The sequence below is a fragment of the Klebsiella sp. 141240 genome, from assembly GCF_050600805.1.
Taxonomy (GTDB): Bacteria; Pseudomonadota; Gammaproteobacteria; order Enterobacterales; family Enterobacteriaceae; genus Klebsiella; species Klebsiella aerogenes.
The window spans coordinates 1-19,495 of record NZ_JAQIRK010000017.1 but is presented as its reverse complement, the minus strand read 5'-3'; the positions used below and the strand labels follow the sequence as shown (position 1 = coordinate 19,495).

Genomic DNA, 19,495 nt, shown 5'->3' with positions numbered 1-19,495 from the left:
CACCATAAATGATTATTGTAAATATACTGCATAGAAACCAATATTCTGGAATTGCAAAGTAATAAAATGTAAAAAGAGAAATGATAATGACATAAACTTTAAGGTCGTTAATTATTTCTTTAAAAAAAGAAGATAAACAGGACATTACAGCACCTTTTTAATCTTTAAAAATACCACGCTGCTGATAATAATAGCGCCTATGAATGATAATATAACCAAAAAGATAAACCATGAATTAAACGAATCGATAAAAACTGATTTTTCCATAAAGTTGATAACTTCATCAGCCTTTAATAGGCGAAACGCTAATTCAAACATCAGGGTAACCAGGATGATAAATGATAGGATGAAAGAAAAAATAATAAAAATCCATTTCTTCATAATTCATTCCTCATGATATGGTGCTAATTACACCTCGTGTTTTTATCATGAAAAGGGAATTCAGGCAATGTCTATATCTTCGATGGTCAAATTTAGAATGGAAACCGACAGGGATGCTGCTATAGCACTCGACCGTGCTGTAAGAGGTGTTCAACAGAATAGTATCAGTGTCCTGGAAGATGTTCGATCTGGTTTAGAGAGGGCTACATGGTACAGTACATGTCTTTTGGATGAGTATAAGGCCATATGCTCGGAATTATCAGAAGAGGATATCCGTTTCATAAAATGTATTTACGAGATATATAAAAGAAAAAATATCATTGCAGATATGATGAGAATGTATATTGAGGAAGAACTTAAATATTTAAAAGTGAGTGAGATAAAATATCTTGATATCAGTCTTGCAAAAGGTCTATCGAGTTATCGAAGTGGATTGCTAACAAGGGGCGCAATTGCAAATGCTTTATCTATCATCATTGTTAACTCATTTAATTTCAAAAATGATGTCATGATGCAACTTAACCGATCCAGTTTTGTGGTAGTGACAGCCGCATCTCTTTATGGAAAGGTTCAGACGGCAGCGATTTCTGCAAGAAAACTCAGAGATATATCGCCTCAGTTATATTTGGCACTCTACAACAATAATATGGAAATGCTTTATTTTCTTGTCAGCGATAAAATTGATAGAGCATTGATAAATGCAATAGGGCTTCGCGGAGAAGAGCGCATTCTTTCCGTAATGAAAAGCTTAGCGTATTAATCGTCATTGAATAAGTTTGAGTTACGTAGGGCGGAAAATATTCACAGCATCTACCCGCGGTACTTTTTTGTCGGGTGGCGGCTAGCGCCTTACCCGACCTACGGAACTGCCGGTGTTGGTGGCCTCAAAATCCCCGGTGGTGCTGCCGCTTACCGGGGCTACTGCGCTTTGCGATTTGGTAGCCCGGAGAAGGCGCAACGCGCCGCGTCCGGGAAAAACCATTAAAAAAGTTGCAAACCAATAACAGTGCGGCCTGCCTTTAATTTATTCACCATGCTGGCTGAAACTGCCGGTATTGGTGGCCTCAAAATCCCCGGTGGCGCTAGCGCTTACCGGGGCTACAGCAATGTGCAATTATGTTGCGGATGGCTCAATTGCCAGTCAGAGTTATTTCTTTTTCTTCACCACTTTCCATTTTCCGCCAGCGGCGGTGTCGGCCAGCACGATTTTAAATCGGTTACTTTCCCAGTGGGGTAGGCCTAATACGCGCCGTGCTATACGGTTACCTTTCGCCTTAATCATGATGTCGCTCCTTATTTTATTAAAGATGCACTAAACCCACGCAGGAAAATATTCTGCGTTTCCCGAGGTTTTGATTTTCTAAAAAATAAAATTCACTAACAATTAAATTCAGGCTTTATTGTAGGGTGGCTATTTTTTAATTCAAGCCGCTATGAATATTCGGACCTTAGTAGCAATAAAAACGTTTTTCCAGGCTTTTATCCCAGTAAACGGGTTTTATTGCCATTTTGTCCGGCGAAAAAGAGGGAAATAACGGCAGGGTTAAAACGTCATACCGCCGATAACGGCCGCCAGGCGATCGAACATTTCGCCAAACAGATGTTCGCAGAAGGGGGCCAGCATCGGCATCATCATGCCGAGGGTCATAATGCCAAAGGTCATGGTTACCGGAAACCCGATCACGAATACCGATAGCTGCGGCGTCATGCGGTTGAGCAGACCCAGGGCGATATTGAGCGTGAGCAACAGACAAATCAGCGGTAACGCCAGCATCATGCCGTTGATAAAGATTAACGAACCCAGTTGGGCGAGCGCCAGGAAACCGTTGCCGTTTAGCGGCTGGCTCTGGATCGGCAGGGTATGGAAACTGTCGGCCAGCAGCGAGATCAGCCACAGATGGCCGTCAAAGCTTAAAAACAGCAGCATTGCCAGCAGGTTCAGCAGCCGCGCCAGCACCGGCATATTGGGGCCGCCGCTGGGGTCGAAGAAGGTGGCGAACGATAGCCCCATCTGCATGCCGATGACTTCGCCGGCGAGGCGTACCGCGGCGAAAGCCAGCTGCATCGTCAGCCCCAGCGCCACGCCGATCAGGATCTGCTGAATCGCCAGCCATAAACCGGCAGCAGAGATAATGGGGATCGCGTTGGCGGGCAGCGTTGGGGCGATCAGTATCGCAATCAGGCCGCCGAGGCCGATTTTCACCTTTTTGCTTATCTGCTTTTCACTCAGCACCGGCGCGGTGCTGATGAGGGCCAGAATACGCAGCAGCGGCCAGAAATACTGGCTGAGCCATTCGCTAAGCTGGGCGCTGTCAAAGGGGATCACGGCTAGCCAATAATATTAGGCAGGTTGCTGAATAACGTGCGCATATAGTCCAGCAGCAGGTTCAGCATCCACGGCCCGGCGATAATAATCGTCGCCACTACCGCGAGAATTTTGGGGATAAACGACAGGGTCATTTCGTTAATCTGGGTGGCGGCCTGCAGCAGGCTGACCACCAGCCCGCTGATTAGCGCCGCCAGCAGCAGCGGGGCGGCCAGCGCCAGGGCGACCTTCATCGCTTCGGTGCCAATGGCCATCACGGATTCTGGCGTCATGATTGTTCTCCGGCGGTTCAGGAATAGAAGCTCTGCGCCAGCGAGCCCAGCAGCAGCTGCCAGCCATCCACCAGCACAAAAAGCATTAGCTTAAACGGCAGCGAGATCGTCGCCGGCGGCACCATCATCATCCCCAGCGCCATCAGCACGCTGGCGACCACTAAATCGATAATCAGGAACGGAATAAACACCGTAAAACCAATCTGGAAAGCGGTTTTCAGTTCGCTGGTGACGTAGGCGGGCAGCAGAATACGCATCGGTACCGCCTCCGGCCCGGCCAGCGGCGGCTGGTTGGCCAGACGAGCGTACAGCGCCAGATCGCTTTCGCGGGTCTGGCGCAGCATAAATTCGCGTAGCGGCTGCGCGCCTTTATCCAGCGCTGTGTCGAGACCAATTTTATCCTGACTAAAGGGCAGGTAGGCGTTCTCATAGACCTTGTCGAACACCGGCGACATGATAAAGAAGGTCAGGAACAGCGCCAGCCCGAGCATTACCTGGTTCGGCGGCGCGGAGGGGGTACCCAGCGCATTGCGCAGCAGGCCCAGTACGATGATGATGCGGGTAAAACTGGTCATCATCAGCAGCATCGCCGGTAGGAAGGTCAGCGAGGTCAGCAGCACCAGCGTCTGCACCGGCAGCGACCAGCTCTGGCCGCCGTTGGCCAGCGGCTGACTGATAAGCCCCGGAAGCTGGGCGAAGGCGGCAGGACTCAGCAGCAGTAACGCGGCGGCGAGCCACGGCGCCCGACGGCGAAGGCAAGCGAACAAAGTAGGGAACATGGCTATTTTTCCGGGCGGTTGAGGACGTTGCGCATCAGCTGGCGGAAGTCGTTCGCAGGCCTTGCCCCTGCGGTATCTTCATCGCGCGGCGGGGCCGGAAATTGATGAAGCGGGGTGATCTGCTGGGCGGTAACGCCCAGCACCAGCAGGGTATTATCGACTTCCACTACCACCACGCGTTCGCGCTGGCCAACCTGGCAGCTGGCGCGCAGGTTAAGCAGCCGGCTGTCGCGCGCCTGCGGCGCAAAGCCGAGGCGGCGGAACAGCCAACCGGCCAGCAGGATCAGGAGCAGAATCGCGCCGAGCGCGCTACTCACCTGCATGAGCGCCGAGCCGCCGGATATTGCCGGTTCGGTAACCGGTTGGCTGGCCTGCACGGTAACGGGGGCGGTCATTAGCGGCTCAACCGACGCATACGTTCGGACGGGGTAATGATATCGGTAATGCGCACGCCGAATTTATCGGCCACCACTACCACTTCGCCCTGGGCTATCAGATAGCCGTTGATCAGGATATCCAGCGGTTCGCCCGCCAGGCCATCCAGCGCGACAACCGATCCCTGCGACAGGCGCAGCAGCTCTTTGATAGTCATTTTGGTGCGCCCCAGTTCAACGGTCAGCTTCACCGGAATATCGAGGATCAGATCGATATCCTGCAGGCTGCCGAGCGCATCCTGGGCCTCCAGCGATTTGAACACCCCATCGGTGGTGGCGCTGGATTTTTCAGACGACTGCTGTTCATTAAGCGCATCAGCCCACAGATCGTCTACGGATTCCTTTCCTGCGCCAGACGGTTGCTTAGGATCACTCATTGGGCTGTTCCTCACTCAGAGCATTCAAAATAGGGTTAATCAAGTGTTCAACACGAAGGGCGTACTGCCCGTTTAAGGTGCCATATTGGCTGGTCAGCACCGGCACGCCGTCGACATGGGCGATAATGCGATCCGGTTTATCTATCGGTAAAACGTCGCCAGGCTGCAGCTTAAGTATTTTCGATAAGCGCATCGGGATATCGACGAAGTTGGCAATCAGCTCCAGCTCAGAGTGCTGCACCTGCTTGACCAACGTTTCGCGCCATTGGCTATCTTCCTGGCGGGAATTCTCCAGCGGCGGATTGGTCAGCAGTTCACGCAGCGGTTCAATCATGGCGAAAGGAATACAGATATTGAATTCGCCGCTTAGCGCGCCAATCTCCACCTGGAACGGCGTGGTCACCACGATATCGTTCGGCGAGGTGGTGATGTTGGTGAATTTGACCTGCATTTCCGCACGCACGTATTCGACGTCAATCTTATAGATTGCGCTCCACGCGTCGCCGTAGGCGTCCAGCGCCAGGCGCAGCATGCGTTTGATGACCCGCTGTTCGGTGGGCGTGAATTCGCGGCCTTCGACCTTGGTCGGAAAACGCCCGTCGCCGCCGAACAGGTTATCGACGGCGATAAATACCAGGCTCGGCGCGAAGACGAACAGCGCCGTGCCGCGCAGCGGGTTCAGGTGTACCAGATTAAGATTGGTCGGCACCGGCAGGTTGCGGGCAAACTCGTGGTACGGCTGAATTTTAATCGGCCCGACGGTGATGTCCGGGCTGCGGCGCAACAGGTTGAACAATCCCATGCGGAACTGCCGGGCAAAACGCTCGTTGATAATTTCCAGCGCCTGCAGGCGTTCACGCACCACGCGGCGCTGGGTATTCGGATCGTAAGGCTTAACCTCGCTCTCTTTACCGCCGACAACCGTCTCGGGCTCGTCGCCCGTGTTGTCGCCGTTGAGCAAGGCGTCGATCTCTGCCTGTGAAAGAATGCTATCGCCCATGGTGATTACCGCAGTATGAAGGCGGTGAACAGCACATCGCTGACCACCTGCTTCGGTTGTCCCTTAACCAGCGGCGCGCTCAGCGTCTCTTTGATCTGCGCGACCAGCTGCTGCTTGCCTTGTTCATTGGCCAGATGACCGGCCTCCTGACGCGAGAGCAGCATCAGCAGGCGGCTGCGCACCTCCGGCAGAAAATCATTAAGCTGACGGCGAGTTGCCTCATCCGGCAGGCGCAGCGTCAGGCCGATATACAGTACGCGGTCCGGATCGTTGTCCGGGGTCACCAGATTGACGGTGAAGGTATCGAGCGGCATAAATACCGGCGGCGCGGGCGGTTTTTCCTTTTCGATGGCGGTTTGCGCGCCGCTGTCGCGCTGTTGCAGCAGCCACCAGCTGTAGCCTGCGGCTGCGCAGGCGGCCACGGCGACGATCGTCAGCAGGATGATCAGTAAGGGGCGTTTGGGCGCGGTTGCCGGAAGGGAGTTTTGAGACATAGCCAAATCAAATTCCTGTTGTTCCGCCCGCCGCGTTGCTGACGGGCATCACGCGCGGCGGCGCCGCACGTATGACATATAAAGGTATTATCGCGGCTAATGCGCGAGGCAATAGCCGGAATAAACGGGCAAATGGGGGCCAGATTGGCCGTTTAGCGTCCTCAGGCGAAAATATCGACGCCGTTGAGGTGGTTGGCCATTCGCTGCAGGGCTGCCGGGGCGCTGATTGGCTCAATCGGTGCGGCATCGCTGCCGCCGCCATGGCGTTCAGCGTAGCTGGCGCGGCCTTCACCATTACCGTTTTGCTGCTGCCACTGCGGCGTCGCCTCGCCGCCAACACTGCTCTGACCGAGGTTGATTCCGCTTTCCGCCAGCGCGTGACGTAGCTGCGGCATCGCCGCCTCGACCGCCGCGCGTACCTGACCGTGTGCGGAAGCGATATGCAGCTGCGCCTGTTTATCCTCGAGCTGTAGGGTGATCTGCAGCGCGCCCAGCTCCTGCGGATGCAGGCGCAGTTCGGCGCTCTGCTGGCCGTTGCGATGGAACATCAGCACCTGCTGGCTCAGCGCCTGCTGCCATTCCGGGCTGCCGAGCTGGGCATTAAGCTGCGGTGTCGGCGGCGCGGTCACCAGCGCATTGGCGGGCGTAGCGCTTTGGCTGGGGCTGGCGGCGGCGAAAGCGACGGCGGCTGGCTGCGCTGGAGTATTCTCCGCCGGGCGTTCGGCCATATCGTGCTGCGGCGTGGTCGCGGCCTGCGCGACAGGGGAAGGCAGATTTTGTCCGCTAAGGGGATCCGTGCCCGGCTGCAATTTCGCCGCCGGCTCGCCTGGCGGCAGATTCCCGATATCCTGAGTAGTCGCGTTGCCGATACGGAGCGCGGCTTTATCGCCGGTAAGCGCAGGTTGTTGATCCTGCGGTAGCGCGGTCTGCGGCGGCTGAGCGACGATTGTCGCCGGCAGCATGGCGTACAGCGCCTGCAGCGTCGCCGGATCTACGGTTTTAGCCTCGCTGAGCGGCGGCGTATCCGGGTCGGCATCCTCTTTTTTCACTGTCGCGTCGACGGCGTTTTCCGCCGATGCCGGTAGCGCATTGACCAGCAGTGCGCCGCGTTCGCCGAGCGCGGCCAGCAGTTGGTTAAGCTGGTTACGGCTTAGCGGCGGGGCGCTTTCATCGTCGACGCTCAGCGCAGCGGGCGGCAGCGTGCCGCTTGGCGCGGGCGTGAAGCGCGCGCCAAGCAGTTGCGCGAAGGCCGACGACAGCTGAACGTCATCGAGCGCCAGATCCGGCAGGGCGCTAGCGTCGCCGGGCAGGCTAAGGGCGGGCAAAGCATTGAGATTCATGAAGCGGTATTCCTTTGTGTACTGCGTTGCGCGAACTCATCCATCAATTTTTGATTACGTTTGTTTTCCAACTGCAGCTCGGCGTTTTGCGCGCGCGTGTGCAGGGTATCGTAGGCGTTCAGCCGCTGCTGATGGTCCTGCCACTGCTTCACGGCGTGATCCACCTTTTGCCCCCACTGCAGCAGCTGCTGGCGCTGTTGTTCGATGGCCTGTTCGAGGGTGGCGATAAACTGCTGGTAGTTCTGCCAGCGGGAGCTTTCCATGCCGCCGGAAAGGGTGCTGTTGAGCTTCTGCCGGTACTCGTCCTGATAGTTAAGCAGCATCGTCAGCTGTTGCTCGGCGGCCTGTTGCGCCTGACGCGCCTGACCCAGGCGCTGCGCCGCCTGTTCAACGGCCTCCTGGGCCAGATTGCGCAGGGTAATCAAAGGGGACTGTGCTTTCATCGCGTGGCGTCTCCGATGGCGTTATACAATCAACTGCTGTAGCTGCTGGCAGGCTTCGTCATAACCGCAGCGCTCGAAAATTCCCTGCTGCAGGTAGGTCTCCATTTGCGGATACAGGGTAATGGCTTTATCCAGCAGCGGGTCGCTACCGGCGGCATAGGCGCCGACGCTTATCAAATCGCGGTTGCGCTGGAAGCTGGCCAGCATCTGTTTAAAGGTGCGTACCCGGCGATAATGTTCGTCATCGATAAGCGACGTCATCGCGCGGCTGATCGAGGCTTCAATATCGATAGCCGGGTAGTGACCGGCTTCCGCCAGCCGTCGGGACAGCACCACGTGACCATCGAGGATCGCGCGTGCCGAATCGGCGATCGGATCCTGCTGATCGTCCCCTTCGGTGAGTACGGTATAGAAGGCGGTGATCGAACCGCCGCCGCTGATACCGTTGCCCGCGCGTTCAACCAGCGCCGGCAGTTTGGCGAATACCGAGGGCGGATAGCCTTTGGTAGCCGGCGGTTCGCCGATCGCCAGCGCGATTTCGCGCTGCGCCATCGCATAGCGGGTGAGCGAATCCATGATCAGCAGCACGTGCTGGCCGCGATCGCGAAAATCTTCAGCGATGCGGGTGGCGTAAGCGGCGCCCTGCATGCGCAGCAGCGGCGATACATCTGCCGGGGCGGCGATCACCACCGAACGCGCGCGGCCTTCGGCGCCGAGAATATTCTCGATAAAGTCTTTGACTTCCCGGCCGCGTTCGCCGATCAGGCCGACGACGATAACGTCGGCCTGGGTGTAGCGTGCCATCATGCCCAGCAGTACGCTTTTACCGACGCCGGAGCCGGCGAACAGTCCCATACGTTGGCCGCGTCCAACGGTCAGCAGGCCGTTGATGGTGCGCACGCCGACGTCCAGCACCTGCTCGATAGGGGTACGCTGCAGCGGGTTAAACGGCGCGGTAATCAGCGGCGCGCGATAGCCGGTTTCCGGCGCGGGCAGGCCGTCAAGCGGCCTGGCGCCGCCGTCGAGCACGCGTCCCAGCAGCGCCGGGCCCAATGGCAGTTGTTTACCGGCGTGCTGGCCGTCCGCCGCACTGCGGGCGTAAACCCGCGCTCCCGGCACAATCCCTTCGACCTCTTCCAGCGGCATCAGATACAGCCGCTGATCGTTAAAGCCGACCACTTCGCTCTCCACTTCCTGCACACCGTCGCCGCCGTCGCGTTCGATAAGGCAGGTCGCGCCGAGCGGCAGCTGCAGGCCGGTGGCTTCCAGCACCAGGCCGGTGGCGCGGGTCAGCCGACCGTAGCGTCGCACGGTCGGCGTTCGGGCGATACGCTGTTCCAGCGCTTCAAGCGAATTCAGCCAGCGGCCGAGACGGGCGGTCATCACAGCGCTCCCGGCGCGGCGAGGCGACACAATTCATGCCAGCGGGTGGCGAGACTGGCGTCGAGATCGCCCTCTTCGGTGCTGACCTTACAGCCGCCGGGGTGTAGATCGCCGTCCGCCAGCAGCCGCCAGCCGTGCAGGCTGAGGGTGGTGCCTAACTGCTGCTCAACGCGCTCATAATCTTGCGGGTGTACGCGCAGCTGCGGCTTGCCGTTGAACATAGGCTCTTGCTGGATCAACTGTTGAATTTGCGTCAGCAGGGCGGTGCCGTCGCAGACCGGAGGCTGGCCAAGCACCTGTTTCGCGGCGGTCAGCGCCAGCTGCATCAGGCGTGAGGCGATGACCGAATCGAGCGCGTCAAGGGTGTGCTGAAACTCGCTCACCAGCTGCTGCCAGTGGTCGGTCAACGGCTGTTGCTGCTGCTGTGCTTCCAGCAGTCCCTGCTGGCGACCCTCCTCAAGCCCCTGCTGAAATCCAGCTTCATAGCCTTTTTGCTGACCATCGGCATAACCGGATTGCTGACCTTGCTGCTCGGCCTGTAGGCGCAGGGCGGCAAGCTGCTGCTGCAGTTCCGCCTGAGCGTCAGGCTGCAAGGCTTCGTTATCCAGCGTCGGTAGCGGCGGTTCGAAAGCCGGCGCCGCGTCGCCAAGGTCGTTGAGCGACCAGGGCTGCCAGGGCATGGAATTAATGCGATCAGACATAGGTGTCCTCGCCGCCGCCAATGATCATTTCGCCGCTCTCCGCCAGCCGTCTTACCACCAGCAGAATCGCTTTCTGTTCGTTTTCCACCTGCGACATGCGCACCGGCCCGCGGTTGGCGAGATCGTCGCGCAGAATATCGGCCGCGCGCTGGGACATGTTTTTGAGGAACTTCTCGCGCAGCGGCTGTTCGGCGCCCTTCAGGGCAATCAGCAGCGATTCGCTGTCCACGTCCTGCAGCAGGCGCTGGATACTGCGATCGTCGACCTCCACCAGGTTTTCGAACAGGAACATCTCGTCGATGATCTTCTGCGCCAGCTCGCCATCGTATTCGCGCATCGCGTCGATAACGGCTTCTTCCTGCTGGGTTTTCATCAGGTTGATAATCTCGGCGGCGGTACGCACTCCGCCCATTTTGCTGCGCTTGAGGTTCTGGCCGTCGAGCAGGTTGTTGAGCACTTCGGTCAACTCCGCCAGCGCCGCTGGTTGTACGCCGCCGAAGGTGGCGATACGCAGCATCACGTCGTTGCGCAGGCGCTCATCGAACTGCGCCAGAATATCCGCCGCCTGGCCGCGCTTGAGGTGTACCAGGATGGTGGCGATGATCTGCGGGTGTTCATCGCGGATCAGATCGGCGGCGCTCTGCGGCTCCATAAAGTTGAGTGTTTCCATCCCGGAGGTGGTTTCACGGGACTCGAGGATATCCTCCAGCAGGCTGGCGGCGCGCTCTTCGCCCAGCGCTTTCACCAGCACCGATCGCAGGTAGTCGCTGGCGTTGACGCTCAGGGCGGCGAACTGTTCGGCATCGTCTTCAAATTCAGACAGGATCTCGCCGAGCTGTTTATGCGAGACCTGGCTCATGCCGGCCATGGTGCCGCTCAAAAGCTGGACTTCGCGGGAGGAGAGGTGCTTGAGCACCTCCGCCGCGCGGTCTTCGCCCAGCGTCATCAGTAAAATGGCGCTTTTATCGGTTCCGGTCAGGCTCATAGTTCGTTACTCATCCATTGGCGGATTACCAGAGCGACGACCCGCGGATCTTTATCCGCCAGTTCGCGGATGCGTTGGCTCTGGACTTCTGCGCTGACGCGCTGCTGCGATTTACGACGCAGCGCCAGCTCCTCATTGCTTGGTTTATGGCTGTCGTTTGCTTTAGCGACCGGCGCGCTGGCGGCGGCGACCGCGGCTTGCTGTGCGGCCTGACGCTGCTGCAGCTGTGGCTTAATCAGCTTGCGCCACAATACCCAGCCGACCAGCAGTACCAGCAGATAACGTCCCAGTTCGAGCAGCAAATCGATAAACGCCTGGCTCTGCCAGAACGGCAGCTCGCCGCCGGTCATCTGATTGTCGGTAAACGGCGTATTGACCACCTGCAGGCTATCGCCGCGGGTGCTGGAGTAGCCCATCGCTTCGCGCACCAGCGCTTCAATCTGCGCCAGTTGTTCTTTACTCATCGGCTGCGCTTTGCCGTCGGCGTTGAGGCTGTAGTTCACCACCACGGCGACCGACAGACGCTCCACCGTCCCGGCTTTTTGTTGGGTATGACGGATCGTGCGATCGAGTTCGTAGTTGGTGGTGGCGTCGCGTCGGGTGCTTAACGGGCCGCTGTTGGCCGCGGCGCTACGGGTGTTGGTCGCGTTGTTGGCGTTATTGGCCGCCGGTTTAGCGGTTTCAATCGGCGCGGTGGCCGGCGCGCTCGGCTGGTTGGATAACGCCCCAGGGACGCCGCCCACCTGCGGCCCGCCGATTTGCTCGTTGCTGCTGGTTTGCTGCGAACGGATCGCCGCTTTCTCGGGCTGCTGGTTCGGCTGATACTGTTCGTCGGTCTGCTCGCGGGAGGCGAAATCGATCTGCGCGGTCACCTGAGCGCGAACGTTGGCGCTGCCGACCACCGGCGCCAGGATGGTTTCAATGCGTCGCTGATAGCCGTTTTCCACTTCGTTGGCATATTTCAGCTGCGAGGCGTTGAGGTCGCGTCCGGTGCCGTCGGACTGCGTCAGCAGGCGTCCGGCCTGATCGACCACGGTGACGTTGCCCGCCGGCAGGCCGGCGACGCTACTCGATACCATATAGACGATAGCGTTGATTTGGCCATCATCCAGCGCACGACCCGGCTGCAGCGTCAGGGTGACAGAGGCGGAAGGGGATTTTTGCTCGCGGACGAATAGCGAGGGTTTCGGCAGCGCCAGGTGCACACGCGCATTCTGCACCGGCCCCAGCGACTCGATAGTGCGTGAGAGTTCGCCTTCGAGAGCGCGCTGATAGTTAACCTGTTCGCTGAACTGGCTGATGCCGAATTTTTCCTGATCCAGCAGTTCGAAGCCAACGGCGCCGCCCTTCGGCAGCCCTTGTTGCGCCAGACGCAGGCGGGTTTCATGCACTTTCTCCGCCGGGATCATCAGCGCCGCGCCGTTTTCGGCGAAGCGGTAGGGGATGTTCATCTGCGTCAGCTGGGTGACGATAGCGCCGCCGTCGCGATCGTTCAGATTGCTGTACAGCACGCGATAATCCGGGCTTTTCGCCCACAGCAGCAGCGCGACGATAATGGCGATAGCGGCGGAGGCGGCGACCAGCAGCGGTATTTTTGGATTGGCGCGCAGACGGCTCCAGATGGCCTGCAGGCCGTTGTCGCGGCTTTCGCCGGCGGATAACGAGGCACTCATGGTTGGCGGTATCCTTCGCTGGCGTTCAGGCGGCGACGCGCGCTGGCGTGCTGACGAACGGTATGGATAGCGTTATGTGACAAAACAGACTCCCTGATACACATCTTTTCTCAATAGCGGCGCTCCCATTTCTGGGCAGGCCATTATTCGTCTTATCAGATGATTCTGATTGCCCGATAAGCCGGGTTTTTTGCAGCTAATTAACCGCTTTAAGTAAAAATCGCTGTGTTAGGGTGTGCAGCATTGGAGAAGTACAGGGTGAAATAGCGCCTGGCGATCACGATAGTATTGAGGAAAAGATGTCGATTCAGGGTATTGAAGGCGTACTGCAACAGATGCAGGCGATGGCGATTCAGGCGGGAAATAACGGGCAGAATAGCGTACCGCAGGGAGTCAGTTTTGCCAGTGAATTGACCGCCGCGCTGGGTAAAATCAGCGATACCCAGCAGGCCGCGCGTCAACAGGCGCAGAACTTCGAGCTGGGCGTGCCGGGCATCAGCCTCAATGATGTGATGGTCGATTTACAGAAATCTTCAGTTTCATTGCAGATGGGTGTGCAGGTGCGCAATAAGCTGGTGGCGGCCTATCAGGACATCATGAATATGCCGGTTTAGTGTGATAACTCTATATAATATCTATTCTTTGTCAGTATTATCCTATTGCGTGTCACTACAGTACCGTTCACGTGGCAGGCCAGTCTGGAGTTAAACGCGAAGCTTTACTCTGCGCTGGGGCTGGACAATCTGGATAAGGCCGGAATATTGAAGAGAGATGTCGTAATGCTTCGCGCCGGCGGCTGGCAGAAAGCCAGAATGGAACAGCAGATGCATGAATGGTTCGGACACATACCGAAGTTCATCATTATGCTAACGGTCGATTACTGCTCACAGTGCAGTGTCCGCCGGTGGAGCATGAGTTTTACCACATCGCCTGCCTACCGATGAGTTTGGCGCACCAAAGTTCAACAGAGAGACCGGGCAGCCAGTTATTTCTCTGTGCGGCCACGGTATCGAAGAGTTTGTTGGTGTCGTTTGTTGTTACGTCGCCAGTAAGGATGTCCAGGAGCTGGTTGATGCGGTAAACACCCGCGTCAATATTGTTTATCCTGACGATACGAGTGCCAAAGTGACTATTAAAGGGCGCGCAACCGCGAGCATAAATACAACAGGCTCGCTCAGCGTCACACCATCAACTATGTTCGCGCTACTGGCCAGATTGACTACATGCTGTGTCCGGGCCGTTTCTTTACCGACGCCGAACGGCATGAATGGGTGGTTATAGGTAAGTAGGATGTGGTCAGCATCGATGTTGCCACGCTGTACGCTATTGCCGATTCGGTAACTGCACTTGAGCAGAGCTATTTCGATTACATCTTTTCAGATGAAAAGCCGTCACTCGGTGAGCGGATTCGGACTTTCTGCAAATGCTGTTTATTAGAATTTTGTAATATGAAAACCTCACCCATCAACGGGTGAGGGAAGTTCTTAATTGTGAGCTATTTTTTCTTTTTTACCTAAATTCATCATAGGTCGTTCTATGAACTTATATGTGTAAACTGAAATAATTAGAGATAATGCAATCGATAGGGGAACTAACATAAAATACATGTTTAAAGGTAGCTGCAATGAAGTCATTGTATAAAGAATGATGTAGATAACTAACATGTGAACCATGTATACTGAATATGAAACTTTTCCAATGGTCTGAGATAGATTGTTGATGAATATTTTTGTGATGATGTTATCTTTTTCTCTTTTGCTTTTAATTAATGTCGCAGAGAATACAATAATCCAAATCAGATAACCAATGCAATCTTTCTTCAAAATAAGAATTATTGCAACGCACAGGCATAAGGAAGTTAGAATTATGTTGCGGTCTGTTATTTTTGGAAAAATATCACGAAGATAGTAAAATGACATAAAGCCAATAAAAAATGCCGCTGCACCAGTCCCAATGAATGCCTTGTTGTTAATCATCCTGCTAATTACTAAGAATAAAAAAATTGAGATGATTATGATGATGGATTTCTTTACAGTTGGGGACTGTATTACCTTATTGCAAATCATAAAAAGCAGCGGGGCAATCAGATAGAACTGCCACTCAACAGAAGCGCTCCATGCCTGACCAACAATCGTTGTTCCGGAGAGATGTAACATTTTCTCAGGGACAATACCTTGCAAGAGGAATAGATGCGGGACAATGTGTTGAATCATATTGTCAAGAAAGGTGTCTATTTGATGGATCCTAAAGTCAGTAGATGGTGATAACGGTGACGTGACCAATATATCTCTATAGAAATATATGCTTGAAATTGTTAAGGCCATAACAACTAAATATATTGGAAATAATCTTAATGCTCTCTGCTGTATGTATTTTTTGTAAGGCACTAAAGGGTTTTTGTTTAAATAGTTAAAGATCACAAAGCCGCTAAGAATGATGAAAACATCCACAGCGAAATCATTCATTAGGGTCATAGGGATCATGCCTGAAAGAGGTGGGATTGCTTCATAAGCATGCCCGGCAACGACCCAAAGAGCCATCAGACCACGTAGGCCGTCGAGTTCTTTTATGTGTTTCATTTGCTCCACCAGTATGTGTGTAAAAACGAGTAAATATAATTATTTTATGTATGAATATGTAAATATAATGGCTAAAAAGGTGTGTGTAAATTCATTTTTATCTTTATGTATCATATAGATATGAATATTCTTCTTAATGTGTAATTGTAGTACAATTTTTTTGAGATAAATCGGTATTGATAAAATGTAAATGACTTGGATCACAAATATGATGTTGTAATACCAGTTTTATTTCATAGCTCCATAGCATGAAAAGATAACCAAAAAAAAGATAATAAAAACAATAAATTACGTTTTTTGTTTCATGTCTTTAATTTAAAATACATCAAAATGACTGTATATAAAACCAGCACTCAACGAGCTATAGAGCATTCTCAGACAATCAGCTCTACTTTGTGGACAAGTCAACTTCGGAGGGTGAAAGCCAGCCTCTGGCTGATGCGTAACATGGGAGAGTTATCTGATGGATTATCCTTCGTCGGCGACTGATTACACCGTGAGGGCGTTAACCGTCGATCTTATCTGCGATGTATCAATGAAGACCGCGCCAGATAGTACTGTGATGATGACTTACGACGGGAAAATAGACTTCACAAAAGTAATGGGCCGTTCGCTAATCACCAGGGAGGGGGAAGCTATCGAAGGGGAAGCACTTAACGATATTGTGGTGTCCAGTGTAGTGACCTTCATTACCAACTGCGCAACTCAGGTAGATGATGATTTCCCGGTAATGTGAATAGGGCATATATGGGACATGAAAGCGCATCCAAACTTAGATGAGCTTGGGAGGTGGGGGGAAATCGTTGTGTGTAACTAACTGTTGTCTGGTGTGCTCTTGGACGGTCCTGATAAGTTACAAAATTTGAATGGTCATATTATGAATATGCCGGTTTAGTCATAAAATCTCGGCGCAATTTCTTCGTGCAAACCGCTATGCTTAACGCTGGCGGTTTTGTCTATTTACGGCGACAACGGCAAAAAACTGCTCGCCTCTACCTTGATTTGGACCCATCAACCGGTGAATGAATGATCCTGAAATATCACTACAATTGATAGGGGATGCAGATCAATAGCAGTTCATCGATCGATACAAACGATCTGACTACTACCACTACAAACTGTATGGTCTTGCCAAAATAATTCTAATTTGGAATAGCAGATGTCCGAAAAAGTAGACCATCAATTGCGGCGTAAGGTGTGGATTGGGATTTTTCTCGGTCTGTTGGTCTTTTGGGGAGCGATAGCGACGATGGTGGCCTTAGTGTTGGCTTAGCCCGAACTACCGGCTTGTCAGCCAGAAGAGAGGCATTTTTGTGTTATCGGGGTAAGGTGAAAATTTAAATTTGGATGGTAATTCACTATCGTTTCTCGGCTCTGTAGCAAATAATCTGCGCAAATTTTGCTCCGCGGAGGCGTTATGCTGTGGCTTCAGACCGTTGTATTTTTTGTCGTTTTAGCTTTTGTTGCGATAGCGATGTTTCATGAAACCTGGCGACAGGATAGCGAGTAATCGCCGCTTTTACTCTTCTTGATATGCCCCCTCCTTACCAACAACTAAACTTAGATCGTGTCTAACAATCGTCCGGAGGTTGTTGTGAATAGATTCCACGATGAATACGACGAGCGGGAGTTGTACCATATGGTCTGCCGTTGGGAGGATGAAGGCGGGGCGCTAGCGTGACGTTTTTCCTTTGAACTGACAGCATTCTGGCGGATCAGGCGTGAAACCGTTGTAGGGTATGAACGCGCGCGCTTGACCCCTGGCAACTTCAGGGGCAATATTCCACAGACTGTGGTAACCCCGGCAGTGGCATTATATCTGAGCATTTGGCTGAGCAACGCAATGGGTATGTTCAGTCGGAAACGTTGGACAAATATATAACCAGCATGGAGGAGCCTGACGTGGGAAAGCAGCTAACAGAAGATGATCTTCGTGAACATGGCCTCACCGATAAAGAGATTGCCCGCTTACGTGAAATCCTGACGCGACAAGAAAGCCAAAACAAAAACTACTTTGATTTAATCGATGAACTTCGCAAAAGACTGTGGGCTGGAGTCTTAGGTTTTTTTATTATTTTTATAGTGGTCATCCATTGGGTTTATAATTATAAAACCACTAATCATTTTGCATATTCTTTTATTTTATTATTCGGTTTTTTAGTGGTTTACAAACTAACTCCGCTTCCTGTGGCTCTCAAGGCATATAAATTGTATCTAAAGAAAAGATAGTCATCTATCTTTAACTTCATACATCGTGTTACCTATCTGTATCCCTTTTACCGTTGATGATATCCCTTTTATCGCCATGACTGGCTTACTCATGGCTGTTACTTTTCGGTAAAAATCTGGTCCAGTGAAATAAAATAAGCGCCACGCTTCTGGTTTTAAGGTAAGTTTGACAAGGCCATAAAAGAGGTTGGAAGATCGACTACCTGATATGAAAGCTTTCCCAACTCTCTACTAAATCCTAAAAATTGAGATGCATCTTCATAATATTTTTCTGTAAAATTAACACCATCTAACTTTTCAGCTATTGCGCCAAAGCCATGAAACATCAATGTTGTACCAGCAATAACGCCAATAACGTTTCCTGTCATTAATGAGCTAGCCGTTATTCCAAAACCTCCGATAACCTGCATACCGCCAAGAACAACATCGATTCCGTCGATGATATAGACGATAACTTTTTATTTACCCGAAGATAATTAATTTGTGAATTAATAAGGTGTAAATGGAATTATGAATTATTTATTTCATTAGTTAAGAATATGAAGTGTTGTTTAGCGAGTTTTTTATGATGTGGCTTCAGGTCGTTGTATTCTTCGTCGTTGTGGCATTTGTCTTGATAGCGATGTTACATTTAATGCTGGAGACAGGATAGTGACTAAAACTCTTTGTTTTGTATTGTGTTTTTTTGATTTCATATCTATATTTTGTTTCCTCTCCTAATTAGAAACTCTTCATCCTTTTGCCAGGTCCTTTACGCAACATTCGTTCCCATTCAAATTCCTGTTTAACGATAATTGGAGACTTCCGAATCATCATACATTCATGATGTCAACGCTGCAAATTCCATTGCAGATGAAATTTTTATGTTTTCCTTGTGACAATTTATTTCTTGTGCTATATGAAAAGGATATAAATATAATGTGGTTGAATAAAATGGAATGGTCAAATGATTAATAACATACAAATGCTAAGGGCTTTAGCTGTAATAATGGTGGTAGCATATCATTCTGTCGGTATAGTCAATAAATATGGGTTTGGGTTTGTAGACCATACGTTAATAGGAAGGTGGGGGGCTTTGGGGGTTGATATATTTTTTGTTATTTCTGGGTTTATTATGGCGATGATAGATGATAATAAAAGAAAATCCCCTTATGTTTTTGCGAAAGATCGAGTGTTGCGAATAATCCCCATTTACTGGATGATGACTGTCACATTGATATTAATTCAATCGGTCATGCCAGAAATATTTAGGGATACGATATATACAACATATCAAAATATTGCATCATTGTTTTTTGTTAGTAGTTATTTAGGCTTCAATTACCCCACTCTGTACGTTGGTTGGAGTCTTGAGTTAGAAATGTTTTTTTATGCTATTTTTTCATTGTGTTTATTTATTAAAAATCACAATATTAAAATAATTTCTCTTGTCGGAATAATACTTGTGCTATCTATCCTGGGGGTAATTAAACCCATTTCTATGGAGTTTGCGTTTGGTATCATTGCATACTATACCAGCAAAAGAATATCATCAATCCAGGCCAACATCAGGCTACTCCTTGTAACAACGTTAATCGGGATGGTTTTATTTTATTCTCTATCAATCCCAGTTGATTTATACTCCATCGAAAGACCTTTATTTGCGGGGGGGATTTCATTTTTTATTGTGTTTGTTGCTGTACTTTGTAGTGATGTGAAAAATAATGTTTTCACGGAGATTGGTAATGCTTCATACTCAATCTACCTGGTCCAAGTGTTCTCAATTCCGCTGATAACTAAAATAATGGTAAAGCTAGGCTTTAACTTGAGTGGTTTGCTCGTCTTTCTCATAGCTACGATATTTACCGTTGTTTCAGGGTATATCTTCTATATATTGATAGAGAGAAACATTGTTAAAGTAAGTAAAGGATTTAGAATTAAACGACTCAATAAAGTATAAAGCAGAAAATAACACTAAAATTTTAGCGCGTTATGCAAATCACTGCCTGACAGGCAGTGATTTTCTTGTCATCCCTAAACCACCTCCTAGGGAGGTGGTGATTGATCCTGTAAGGCTATAGCCTGAAGAATGCCCATGCCGGAATATCTCTGCTTACTCA

The 19,495-nt window shown here is 51.8% G+C and carries 22 protein-coding genes and 2 pseudogenes; 7 read left to right on the top strand and 17 right to left on the bottom strand.

The window, feature by feature from the left end; translation table 11 throughout:
* Positions 1-144: 144 nt before the first annotated feature.
* Entirely contained in the window at positions 145-381 is a 237-nt protein-coding gene (locus PGQ95_RS21760; protein ID WP_213317032.1) for a hypothetical protein, read from the bottom strand.
* A 67-nt stretch (positions 382-448) separates the two neighbouring features.
* Between PGQ95_RS21760 and PGQ95_RS21755 the strand changes: the two genes are divergently transcribed.
* A complete protein-coding gene (locus PGQ95_RS21755) occupies positions 449-1,141 on the top strand; it encodes a hypothetical protein (protein WP_430919292.1) in 693 nt (230 codons plus the stop codon).
* 387 nt (positions 1,142-1,528) lie between these two features.
* Here the strand turns inward: PGQ95_RS21755 and sra are convergent, their stop codons facing one another.
* The 14 genes from sra to fliF form a co-directional block, all read right to left on the bottom strand.
* Positions 1,529-1,663, bottom strand: a complete 135-nt coding sequence (gene sra / locus PGQ95_RS21750) for a stationary-phase-induced ribosome-associated protein (RefSeq protein ID WP_072251507.1) — start codon at positions 1,661-1,663, stop codon at positions 1,529-1,531.
* 261 nt (positions 1,664-1,924) lie between these two features.
* Positions 1,925-2,707: a flagellar biosynthetic protein FliR gene (gene fliR, locus PGQ95_RS21745; protein ID WP_430919290.1), complete on the bottom strand. Its 783-nt coding sequence runs from the start codon at positions 2,705-2,707 to the stop codon at positions 1,925-1,927.
* A 2-nt stretch (positions 2,708-2,709) separates the two neighbouring features.
* Positions 2,710-2,979, bottom strand: coding sequence for a flagellar biosynthesis protein FliQ (gene fliQ, locus PGQ95_RS21740; RefSeq protein WP_015367302.1), 270 nt, complete (start codon positions 2,977-2,979; stop codon positions 2,710-2,712).
* Between the two features lie 17 nt (positions 2,980-2,996).
* Positions 2,997-3,758 (bottom strand): flagellar type III secretion system pore protein FliP, encoded by a 762-nt coding sequence (fliP, locus tag PGQ95_RS21735; RefSeq protein WP_308958854.1) that lies wholly within the window; start codon positions 3,756-3,758, stop codon positions 2,997-2,999.
* A gap of 2 nt (positions 3,759-3,760) precedes the next feature.
* Positions 3,761-4,153: a flagellar biosynthetic protein FliO gene (fliO, locus tag PGQ95_RS21730; RefSeq protein WP_113374252.1), complete on the bottom strand. Its 393-nt coding sequence runs from the start codon at positions 4,151-4,153 to the stop codon at positions 3,761-3,763.
* On the bottom strand, positions 4,153-4,569 hold the full coding sequence (gene fliN / locus PGQ95_RS21725) for a flagellar motor switch protein FliN (protein WP_015367299.1): 417 nt from the start codon (positions 4,567-4,569) through the stop codon (positions 4,153-4,155). The genes fliO and fliN overlap by 1 nt, the downstream gene beginning before the upstream one ends.
* Positions 4,562-5,569, bottom strand: a complete 1,008-nt coding sequence (fliM, locus tag PGQ95_RS21720) for a flagellar motor switch protein FliM (protein ID WP_015367298.1) — start codon at positions 5,567-5,569, stop codon at positions 4,562-4,564. The genes fliN and fliM overlap by 8 nt, the downstream gene beginning before the upstream one ends.
* 5 nt (positions 5,570-5,574) lie before the next feature.
* Positions 5,575-6,063: a flagellar basal body-associated protein FliL gene (fliL, locus tag PGQ95_RS21715; protein WP_308958852.1), complete on the bottom strand. Its 489-nt coding sequence runs from the start codon at positions 6,061-6,063 to the stop codon at positions 5,575-5,577.
* 161 nt (positions 6,064-6,224) lie between these two features.
* Positions 6,225-7,403, bottom strand: coding sequence for a flagellar hook-length control protein FliK (locus PGQ95_RS21710; protein WP_430919287.1), 1,179 nt, complete (start codon positions 7,401-7,403; stop codon positions 6,225-6,227).
* A complete protein-coding gene (fliJ, locus tag PGQ95_RS21705) occupies positions 7,400-7,846 on the bottom strand; it encodes a flagellar export protein FliJ (protein WP_015367295.1) in 447 nt (148 codons plus the stop codon). Before fliJ ends, PGQ95_RS21710 begins: the two co-directional genes overlap by 4 nt.
* A 21-nt stretch (positions 7,847-7,867) precedes the next feature.
* The gene (fliI, locus tag PGQ95_RS21700; RefSeq protein ID WP_213317037.1) at positions 7,868-9,229 is read right to left on the bottom strand and encodes a flagellar protein export ATPase FliI; all 1,362 of its coding nucleotides are present in this window, start codon (positions 9,227-9,229) and stop codon (positions 7,868-7,870) included.
* Positions 9,229-9,930 (bottom strand): flagellar assembly protein FliH, encoded by a 702-nt coding sequence (gene fliH, locus PGQ95_RS21695; protein ID WP_430919285.1) that lies wholly within the window; start codon positions 9,928-9,930, stop codon positions 9,229-9,231. The genes fliI and fliH overlap by 1 nt, the downstream gene beginning before the upstream one ends.
* Positions 9,923-10,915: a flagellar motor switch protein FliG gene (gene fliG, locus PGQ95_RS21690; RefSeq protein WP_087858080.1), complete on the bottom strand. Its 993-nt coding sequence runs from the start codon at positions 10,913-10,915 to the stop codon at positions 9,923-9,925. Before fliG ends, fliH begins: the two co-directional genes overlap by 8 nt.
* On the bottom strand, positions 10,912-12,588 hold the full coding sequence (gene fliF / locus PGQ95_RS21685; protein ID WP_430919282.1) for a flagellar basal-body MS-ring/collar protein FliF: 1,677 nt from the start codon (positions 12,586-12,588) through the stop codon (positions 10,912-10,914). Before fliF ends, fliG begins: the two co-directional genes overlap by 4 nt.
* Before the next feature lie 299 nt (positions 12,589-12,887).
* Here fliF and fliE point away from each other — a divergent pair, with 299 nt between their 5' ends.
* A complete protein-coding gene (gene fliE / locus PGQ95_RS21680; RefSeq protein ID WP_430919279.1) occupies positions 12,888-13,202 on the top strand; it encodes a flagellar hook-basal body complex protein FliE in 315 nt (104 codons plus the stop codon).
* Between the two features lie 162 nt (positions 13,203-13,364).
* A pseudogene (locus PGQ95_RS21675) lies at positions 13,365-13,698 on the top strand (putative metallopeptidase); the annotation flags it as partial.
* A gap of 374 nt (positions 13,699-14,072) precedes the next feature.
* On the opposite strand, the gene PGQ95_RS21670 reads toward PGQ95_RS21675, so the two are convergent.
* A complete protein-coding gene (locus PGQ95_RS21670; protein WP_087858078.1) occupies positions 14,073-15,167 on the bottom strand; it encodes an acyltransferase family protein in 1,095 nt (364 codons plus the stop codon).
* Between the two features lie 463 nt (positions 15,168-15,630).
* Between PGQ95_RS21670 and PGQ95_RS21665 the strand changes: the two genes are divergently transcribed.
* The 3 genes from PGQ95_RS21665 (at position 15,631) to PGQ95_RS21655 (ending at position 17,396) form a co-directional block, all read left to right on the top strand.
* Positions 15,631-15,903, top strand: a complete 273-nt coding sequence (locus PGQ95_RS21665) for a hypothetical protein (protein WP_430919277.1) — start codon at positions 15,631-15,633, stop codon at positions 15,901-15,903.
* 423 nt (positions 15,904-16,326) lie between these two features.
* Positions 16,327-16,440: a YmiA family putative membrane protein gene (locus PGQ95_RS21660; protein WP_087858076.1), complete on the top strand. Its 114-nt coding sequence runs from the start codon at positions 16,327-16,329 to the stop codon at positions 16,438-16,440.
* A gap of 629 nt (positions 16,441-17,069) precedes the next feature.
* Entirely contained in the window at positions 17,070-17,396 is a 327-nt protein-coding gene (locus tag PGQ95_RS21655; RefSeq protein WP_430919275.1) for a hypothetical protein, read from the top strand.
* On the opposite strand, the pseudogene PGQ95_RS21650 reads toward PGQ95_RS21655, so the two are convergent.
* Positions 17,397-17,806: pseudogene (locus tag PGQ95_RS21650) on the bottom strand (DUF4225 domain-containing protein).
* 536 nt (positions 17,807-18,342) lie between these two features.
* Between PGQ95_RS21650 and PGQ95_RS21645 the strand changes: the two are divergent.
* Complete coding sequence (locus tag PGQ95_RS21645; RefSeq protein WP_430919273.1) at positions 18,343-19,335, top strand: acyltransferase family protein; 993 nt, start codon at positions 18,343-18,345, stop codon at positions 19,333-19,335.
* Positions 19,336-19,495: the final 160 nt, after the last annotated feature.

Excerpts from the sequence above, each read along its gene's own strand:
- PGQ95_RS21760 (WP_213317032.1), bottom strand. The coding sequence starts at position 381 with ATGAAGAAATGGATTTTTATTATTTTTTCTTTCATCCTATCATTTATC.
- PGQ95_RS21755 (WP_430919292.1), top strand. The coding sequence starts at position 449 with ATGTCTATATCTTCGATGGTCAAATTTAGAATGGAAACCGACAGGGAT.
- sra (WP_072251507.1), bottom strand. The coding sequence starts at position 1,663 with ATGATTAAGGCGAAAGGTAACCGTATAGCACGGCGCGTATTAGGCCTA.
- fliQ (WP_015367302.1), bottom strand. The coding sequence starts at position 2,979 with ATGACGCCAGAATCCGTGATGGCCATTGGCACCGAAGCGATGAAGGTC.
- fliP (WP_308958854.1), bottom strand. The coding sequence starts at position 3,758 with ATGTTCCCTACTTTGTTCGCTTGCCTTCGCCGTCGGGCGCCGTGGCTC.
- fliO (WP_113374252.1), bottom strand. The coding sequence starts at position 4,153 with ATGACCGCCCCCGTTACCGTGCAGGCCAGCCAACCGGTTACCGAACCG.
- fliN (WP_015367299.1), bottom strand. The coding sequence starts at position 4,569 with ATGAGTGATCCTAAGCAACCGTCTGGCGCAGGAAAGGAATCCGTAGAC.
- fliM (WP_015367298.1), bottom strand. The coding sequence starts at position 5,569 with ATGGGCGATAGCATTCTTTCACAGGCAGAGATCGACGCCTTGCTCAAC.
- fliL (WP_308958852.1), bottom strand. The coding sequence starts at position 6,063 with ATGTCTCAAAACTCCCTTCCGGCAACCGCGCCCAAACGCCCCTTACTG.
- PGQ95_RS21710 (WP_430919287.1), bottom strand. The coding sequence starts at position 7,403 with ATGAATCTCAATGCTTTGCCCGCCCTTAGCCTGCCCGGCGACGCTAGC.
- fliJ (WP_015367295.1), bottom strand. The coding sequence starts at position 7,846 with ATGAAAGCACAGTCCCCTTTGATTACCCTGCGCAATCTGGCCCAGGAG.
- fliI (WP_213317037.1), bottom strand. The coding sequence starts at position 9,229 with ATGACCGCCCGTCTCGGCCGCTGGCTGAATTCGCTTGAAGCGCTGGAA.
- fliH (WP_430919285.1), bottom strand. The coding sequence starts at position 9,930 with ATGTCTGATCGCATTAATTCCATGCCCTGGCAGCCCTGGTCGCTCAAC.
- fliG (WP_087858080.1), bottom strand. The coding sequence starts at position 10,915 with ATGAGCCTGACCGGAACCGATAAAAGCGCCATTTTACTGATGACGCTG.
- fliF (WP_430919282.1), bottom strand. The coding sequence starts at position 12,588 with ATGAGTGCCTCGTTATCCGCCGGCGAAAGCCGCGACAACGGCCTGCAG.
- fliE (WP_430919279.1), top strand. The coding sequence starts at position 12,888 with ATGTCGATTCAGGGTATTGAAGGCGTACTGCAACAGATGCAGGCGATG.
- PGQ95_RS21670 (WP_087858078.1), bottom strand. The coding sequence starts at position 15,167 with ATGAAACACATAAAAGAACTCGACGGCCTACGTGGTCTGATGGCTCTT.
- PGQ95_RS21665 (WP_430919277.1), top strand. The coding sequence starts at position 15,631 with ATGGATTATCCTTCGTCGGCGACTGATTACACCGTGAGGGCGTTAACC.
- PGQ95_RS21660 (WP_087858076.1), top strand. The coding sequence starts at position 16,327 with ATGTCCGAAAAAGTAGACCATCAATTGCGGCGTAAGGTGTGGATTGGG.
- PGQ95_RS21645 (WP_430919273.1), top strand. The coding sequence starts at position 18,343 with ATGATTAATAACATACAAATGCTAAGGGCTTTAGCTGTAATAATGGTG.